General features: G+C 72.7%; 4 protein-coding genes and 2 pseudogenes. 2 read left to right on the plus strand and 4 right to left on the minus strand.

What is annotated here, in order from left to right; translation table 11 throughout:
- Positions 1-89 precede the first annotated feature (89 nt).
- Positions 90-708, minus strand: a pseudogene (locus ABT354_RS37860) (site-specific integrase); the annotation flags it as partial.
- A 438-nt stretch (positions 709-1,146) separates the two neighbouring features.
- Positions 1,147-1,836 carry a nitroreductase gene (locus tag ABT354_RS37865; RefSeq protein WP_351502596.1) on the minus strand — a complete coding sequence of 230 codons (690 nt, stop codon included), beginning with the start codon at positions 1,834-1,836 and terminating at the stop codon, positions 1,147-1,149.
- A gap of 101 nt (positions 1,837-1,937) precedes the next feature.
- On the opposite strand from ABT354_RS37865, the gene ABT354_RS37870 reads away from it, so the two are divergent.
- Positions 1,938-2,573, plus strand: a complete 636-nt coding sequence (locus ABT354_RS37870) for a TetR/AcrR family transcriptional regulator (protein ID WP_351502598.1) — start codon at positions 1,938-1,940, stop codon at positions 2,571-2,573.
- Positions 2,574-2,660: 87 nt separating this feature from the next.
- The gene (locus tag ABT354_RS37875) at positions 2,661-5,795 is read left to right on the plus strand and encodes an ATP-binding protein (RefSeq protein ID WP_351502601.1); all 3,135 of its coding nucleotides are present in this window, start codon (positions 2,661-2,663) and stop codon (positions 5,793-5,795) included.
- On the opposite strand, the gene ABT354_RS37880 is transcribed toward ABT354_RS37875, so the two are convergent.
- The gene (locus ABT354_RS37880) at positions 5,776-6,567 is read right to left on the minus strand and encodes an ABC transporter permease (protein ID WP_351502603.1); all 792 of its coding nucleotides are present in this window, start codon (positions 6,565-6,567) and stop codon (positions 5,776-5,778) included. The two genes, ABT354_RS37875 and ABT354_RS37880, sit on opposite strands and share 20 nt — an antisense overlap.
- Positions 6,564-6,676: pseudogene (locus ABT354_RS37885) on the minus strand (ABC transporter); the annotation flags it as partial. The pseudogene ABT354_RS37885 and the gene ABT354_RS37880, both read right to left, overlap by 4 nt.

Consider the following 6,676-nt stretch of genomic DNA (forward strand, 5'->3'; position numbering starts at 1 on the left):
AAGTCAGACACACTCGCAGCCACCTGAACCACCCCCGGGACCCACTACCAAACACAGTACGCCCACCACAAAGACAACGGCATTGGACCTAGGCCGGTGTCTGGGCAGACGTCCCGGGCTGAGAGCATCTTGCCGGGTCCGGGGCGGCGGTGGGTGACGAACACTGGCCCGCGGGTGCGGCCCTTGAGCAGGCGCGGCAGCAGCCGGGCGGTACCGGCGTCCCAGAACACCGTCTCCAGCACGTAGTCGGCGCGAACCGTGCCGCGCCGGCGCACCTTGGGCTTGGCACCCTTGGACTTCACCGGGGCCCGTCGGCCGGCCAGGTTGAGGTCCTCGATGTTGACGTCCAGGATTTCCTCGGAGCGGGCGCAGGTCTCGTAGAGCATCCGCCACAGGCTTCTCCCGGAGGTGGACGTCGCGGCGGGCGATCAGCCGGTCGATCGCCATCTTCGAGCGCACCGGGGTGTCGGAGTCCGGCGGCGGAAGCCGCTTCGCCCAGGCCGGGACTGCCGGCCCGTCGTAGCCGCGCTCGGCGCACCAGCCGGTCCAGGAGAGGACCGCGCCGCGGCGGGCGTTCCAGGTGTTCACCGCCGAGCTGCCCCAGAGGAGTTCCAGCGCCCCGCCGATCTCGTCGTCCGCGACGGCGGCCAGCGGGCGGCCCTCGCCGAGGTGCTCGGCGGTCTTCCCGAGGGCGATGCCGTAGTTCCGGGCTCTCGAAGCCGTGCAACCGCCCCGTACTCACCATCGAGTGCGGACCCGGACGGTGCCGCTGCCGGGGACGCCAGCTGAAGGAACGGACCGGCTGAGCCCCGAAGAGCGGCACCGATGCCACATCCCGTACCGGGCACACGACCTCCGACCCGGCAAACCGGTAGGCCACCGTCCACTTGCGGGCCCACCCGGCACCAAGCCACAGCTGCCCCGCCGCGGCATCAGGAACCACGAACGGAATGAACAGGTCACCCACCGCACAGCGGGCAGACCAGAGCTGTCCGCCTGAGGCACGGACCGTCCCATACGACTTCATGCCGAACATGACACACAGCCCACAGATCCGACAGGAAGAAGAGCCGCCCCAGAGGCACTCCATCGAGCAGACTTTCCCGGCTGCCGCAGCACCAGGAGCAGTGCGCACACGCGAACCGACTAGCCGTGGAAAGTCGTGATCGCTTCGAGCGCAGCCCTCCCGGCCCTGACGTGGTTGACGGGTGCCGCTCCGTCGGCACGGCCGAAGGAGACGCCCACGAGCAGTCGCCCTTCACCGACCGCGAGTTCGGCGCGGACCGTGTCGGCATAGAAGCTCAGCAGCCCCTGCGGACAACTCGCCACACCGTAGGCCGTCATCGCCAGGAGCAGGGTCTGCAGATAGGCACCGACGTCAGCGGCGAGCCGGGCCCCGCCGTCCCCGGTGACGAACAGGAACGCGGCGTGCGGCGCGCCGTAGAAGCGCAGGCTTTCCGCGTCGTAGGCCGCCCGCGCCTCGTGATCGTCGGCTCCGATGCCCAGCGCTCCGTACAGCTGGGCACCGAACGCCGCCCGGCGCGCCTGGAGCACCGGTGAGTACAGGTCCTCGGGATACGGGAAATCGACCGAGACGCGCTTCTCGGCGTGGGCCACCCGCAAGGCGTCGGCCAGGCGTTCGCGAGTGGCGCCGCTCACCACCTCCACCCGCCAGGGCTGTGCGTTGGAGTTGGACGGCGCGGAACCGGCCAGCGAGAAGATCGCACGAATCGTGTCCTCGGGGAGGGCCTCCGGACGGAACGCGCGGGTCGAGCGACGGCCGCGTATCAGCTTCTCCGCACCGTCACTCAGCTCGGTGGGGACCAACAGGCTCACGAAGGACTCCTCGGCAGCAGTCAATGTAAACGTAACCGTTTACATTGCGTGAACCTAACAGGCGCCACCTCTCAAAGTAAACGCTTCCGTATACTTGATGCATGAGTGCGACGACTACGGAATCCGCGAGGGGGCGGGGGCGGGGCGGACGGGAGCGCATCCTGGCCGCCGCCACCCAGCTGTTCGCGACCCACGGCATCAACGCGACCGGTATGGAGCAGGTGGCGGAGGCGGCACCCGTGTCCAAACGCACGCTCTACGCGCATTTCCGGACCAAGAGCGACCTGGTGATCGCCCACCTCCAGGACCTCACCGCGTCGGGTGCCACTCTGGAAGACGTACTGAACCGCGAGGACATCCCCCCGCTGGAGCGGATCCTCGGGCTGTTCGACCCCATGCCGGACGCGACACCGGTACGAGGATGCCCATTCATCGACGCCGCAGCGGAGTTCCCCGACCCCGAGAGCGCGGTCCACTCCTACGCCCGCGAACAGAAACTGCAGATGGTACGGCTGGTCACCGCGCTGGTGACGGAACTGGGCTGCCACGAACCCGCCGCGCTCGCCGAACAACTGGTCACCCTCGCGGACGGGGCGGCCAGTCGCGCCATGGTGCTCGGCGAAGCGGACTACGGCCGACACGCACGGGCGGCGGCGAAGACCCTGATCGCGCACGCCCTGCCGAGCACAGCCCGACGCCGAGGAGCCGACACGGCCGGAGGCGACACGGGCTTCTGAGTGCGGGGACGGGTCCGCACCCGCAGCGGCCCCGGGGCGGCGGAATGGGCGGCGGTCGCGGCGGGCGGGCTTGGTTAACCTGCACGGGTGAACACCGATCTGACCCTGTTGCCGCGTGTCGCCTATCGCGGGCAGGAGGTCACCGCGCCCCGGCTGCGGGGGCTTCTCGCGCTGCTCGCGGGAGAGTTGCGGGCGGGGTGCGGGACCGAGCGGCTGGTGGCCGGGGTGTGGCCGGAGGCGTTGCCGGAGCGGCCGGGGAAGGCGCTCCAGGTGCTGGTCTCGCGGGCGCGGGCGCAGCTGGGTGCCGAGGTCATCGTCGCCACGGCGAGCGGGTACCGGCTCGCGCTCGCCGAGGACCGGGTGGACTGCTCCGCCCTGCTGCTGCACGCCGCCGCGAGCGCGGAGCGGGCCAGGGCCGGGGACCACGCGGGATCGCTGGCGGCGGCCGAGGCCGGGCTCGCGCTGTGGGAGGGCACCCCCGAGGGGCCCGGCGACCCCGGCGACCCGGTGGCCGCGCTGCGCGCCGAACGTGCCCCCGTCCGGGGCGCGCTCGCCCGTGCCCGGGCGCTCGCCCTGGCCCGTCTCGGGCGGTACGCGGAGGCCGCCGGGCCGCTCGCCGTGGCCGCCGCGGAGCACCCCCGCGACGAGGAGGTCCTCGCCGAACTGCTGCGCGGCGAGGGCGCGACGGCGGGTCCGGCCGCCGCGCTCACCCGGTACGAGGCGTACCGCCGCGAGCTGCGTGACGCGCTCGGCACCGATCCGGGCGCCGGGCTGCGGGCCGTCCAGCGGGAGTTGCTGCGCGGCGAACCCCCGGTGGCCCGGCACGGCGTACCGCATGAACCCAATCCGCTGCTGGGCCGGGACGAGGACATCGCCGCGGTGGAGCGGCTGTTGCGCACCTCCCGTGCCGTCACCGTCGTCGGCCCCGGCGGCCTCGGCAAGACCCGGCTGGCGCATGCCGTCAGCCGCCGCGCCGAACAGCGCGTGGTGTACTTCGTGCCGCTCGCCGGTGTCACCGCCGACGAGGACGTGGCCGCCGAGGTGGCCTCCGCGCTCGGCGCCGGCGAGGCGCGGGGACCAGGGCAGGGGGGACCGGGACAGGGACCGGCCGACCCGGTCCCCGGCATCCTCGGTGCGCTCGGCGCCGGGCCCGCGCTGCTGGTCCTGGACAACTGCGAGCAGATCGTCCGGGGCGCCGCCGACCTCGTCCAGGCCCTGGTCTCGGCCTCGAAGGAGCTGCGGGTGCTCACCACCAGCCGGGCCGCCCTCGGTCTGACGTCGGAGGCCCTGTACGCCCTGCCGGAGCTGGGCCTCGACACCTCCGTCCAGCTCTTCACCCAGCGGGCGAGGGCCGCCCGGCCCGGTGTGGAGCTGCCTCCGGAGGCGGTGGCCGGGCTCTGCCGCCAGCTCGACGGGCTGCCGCTCGCCGTGGAGCTGGCCGCGGCACGGGTCCGGGTGCTCTCGGTGCCGGAGATCGCCCGCCGGCTCGGCGACCGGTTCGCCCTGCTGAGCGGCGGGGTACGGGGCGTTCCCGAGCGCCATCGCACGCTCCACGCGGTCGTGGAGTGGAGCTGGAACCTGCTCGCGGAGGACGCCCGCGCGGCGCTGCGTACCCTCTCCGTCTTCCCCGGCGGCTTCCTCGGCGAAGCGGCGGAACGGGTCCTCGGCGACGACGCGCTGTTCCTGCTGGAGCAGTTGGCCGCCCAGTCGCTGATCACCGTCGCCGACACCCCGGCGGGTGTGCGGTTCCGGATGCTGGAGACGGTACGGGAGTTCAGCGCGGCCCGGCGTACGGAGGCGGGCGAGGACGAGGAGGCGATCGGCCGGTTCCTGCTCTGGGCGCGGGAGTTCGGCGTCACGTATCACGAGGTGCTCTTCGGCTCGGACCGGCTGGACGCCTGGGAGCGGACCCGGGCCGAGCAGGACAACCTCCTCCTGGCCCTGCGGCACGCCCTGGCCCGTACCGACGGACCCACGGTCGCCGCCCTCACCGCCGTCCTCGCCGCGCTGTGGTCCACCGACTCCAACTTCCCCCGGCTGGTCGCCCTCGCCGCGGACACCGGCCCGCAGCTGTCGCACTACTACCCCGAGCCCGAGTACGTCGAGGTCACCCGCGCCGCCGCGGTGTTGTGCACCACCAGCCTGCTGATGGGGTACGGTCTGCGCGCCGTACGCCAGTTGGTCACCCTCCGGCGGCTGCCCCCGGCCCCGCCGGACACACTGCTGCGGGCCGGCGCGGTGGTCCTGGGCGCGGTCCCCGGGATACGGGCCCCCGGCTACGAGGTGCTGCACGAACTCTGCGCGAGCGACCACCCGCTGGTCGCCGGGCTCGCCGAGTGCATCGCCACCTATGTATGGGAGTACGAGCACGAGATCGGGCGCGCGATCGTCTCGGCCCGCCGGACGGTCACCGCGCTGGCCCCGTTCGACAACCCGTCGCTCCATCTCATGGCGCACTCCCGGCTGAGCGACCTGTGTCTGCGGTCGGGTCGGGGCGAGGAGGCGTACGGGCATCTCAAGGCGGCGCTCACGGCGCTGCCCCGGCTCGGCGACGGGCACGACTACATCGGCGTCCACTCGGCCCTGGTCCTCGCCTGCCTCCAGCGCGGCGCCCCGGACGAGGCCGAGTACTGGCTCCAGCAGGCGGAGCTGGACAACACCCCCCAGCGGGACACCTTCTACCGGCCCGAGACCGGCGGGCGCGCCGAGATCGCGCTCAGCCGGGGGCTGACGGAGGCCGGGCTCGGGCTGTGGCGCGACGCCGTGGACCGGCTCTCCGAGGGCGGCACCCTGTACGGCGGCGATCCCTGGCTGGAGCCCTGGGCCCTGGAGGTCCAGTCGGTGGCGGTGACGGCCCACGCGTACGCCGGCCGGCTCGAACCGGTCGCGGAGGCGGTCGGCCGGCTCCGGTGGGGGCTGCGCACCCTGCTCTCCGGGCCGTCCGCGCCCCCCATGGAGCTTCCGGTGTACGGGACGGTGCTGCACGCCCTGGGGATGGCGGGGCTCGTCTCCGGTGACACCGGGGCGGTGCGGATGCTGGCGCTCGCCGCCCGTCTCGGGGTGCTGCGCGAGTTCCATCCCACGATGTCGGCGGAGCGTGCCCGGCGGACCGCCGGGGAGGCCGACGGGGCGGCATACGCCGACGCGGTGTCGGAGTACGCCGCCCTGGGGCGGGACGAACTGCGGGCGGCGGTGGCGGCGCTCATCGCGGGTCGCGGTTGAACAGCGCCATGGACCAGCGGTAGCCGAGTGCGGTCAGGACGACGCACCAGGCGAGGGCGAGCCAGCCGTTGTGGCCGATCTCCGTGCCGAGCAGCAGGCCGCGCAGGGTCTCGATGGCGGGGGTGAACGGCTGGTACTCGGCGATCGGCCGGAACCAGCCCGGCATCGCGTCGACCGGGACAAAGGCGCTGGAGATCAGCGGGAGGACGATCAGCGGCATCGCGTTGTTGCTGGCCGCCTCGGCGTTCGGGCTGCCCAGCCCCATCCCGACCGCGATCCAGGTGAGCGCCAGGGCGACCAGGACGAGCAGTCCGAAGGCCGCGAGCCACTCCAGGGGCGTGGCGTCGACGGAGCGGAAGCCGATGGCCACGGCGACGGCGCCGACGAGGGCCACACTGGCGACGGACTGGAGCACGCTGCCGATGACATGCCCGATGATCACGGAGCCCCGGTGGATCGCCATCGTCCGGAAGCGGGCGATGATGCCCTCGGTCATGTCCATGGAGACGGAGACCGCGGCGCCGACGACCGTACCGCCGATGGTCATCATCAGGATGCCGGGGACGACATAGGCGATGTAGTCGGAGCGGTCCGCACTGCCGCCGCCGATGCCCGCGCTCATCGCGTCACCGAAGATGTAGACGAAGAGCAGCAGCAGAATGATCGGTGTGAGCAGCAGATTCAGGGTGAGGGACGGGTAGCGCCGGGCGTGCAGCAGATTGCGGCGCAGCATGGTGGACGCGTCGCGGACGGCGAGGGAGAGGGTGTTCATCGGACGGTCTCCTTGGTGCGGTCGGGGGTGTCGGTGCCGCCGGTGAGGGCGAAGAAGACGTCGTCGAGGTCGGGGGTGTGGACGGTGAGTTCGTCGGCCTGGATGCCTG

The sequence above is a fragment of the Streptomyces sp. NPDC000594 genome, from assembly GCF_040299965.1.
Lineage (GTDB): Bacteria > Actinomycetota > Actinomycetes > Streptomycetales > Streptomycetaceae > Streptomyces.

Bases quoted from the DNA above. Each gene is read 5' to 3' on its own strand.
- ABT354_RS37870 (WP_351502598.1), top strand. From the start codon at position 1,938: ATGAGTGCGACGACTACGGAATCCGCGAGGGGGCGGGGGCGGGGCGGA.
- ABT354_RS37880 (WP_351502603.1), bottom strand. From the start codon at position 6,567: ATGAACACCCTCTCCCTCGCCGTCCGCGACGCGTCCACCATGCTGCGC.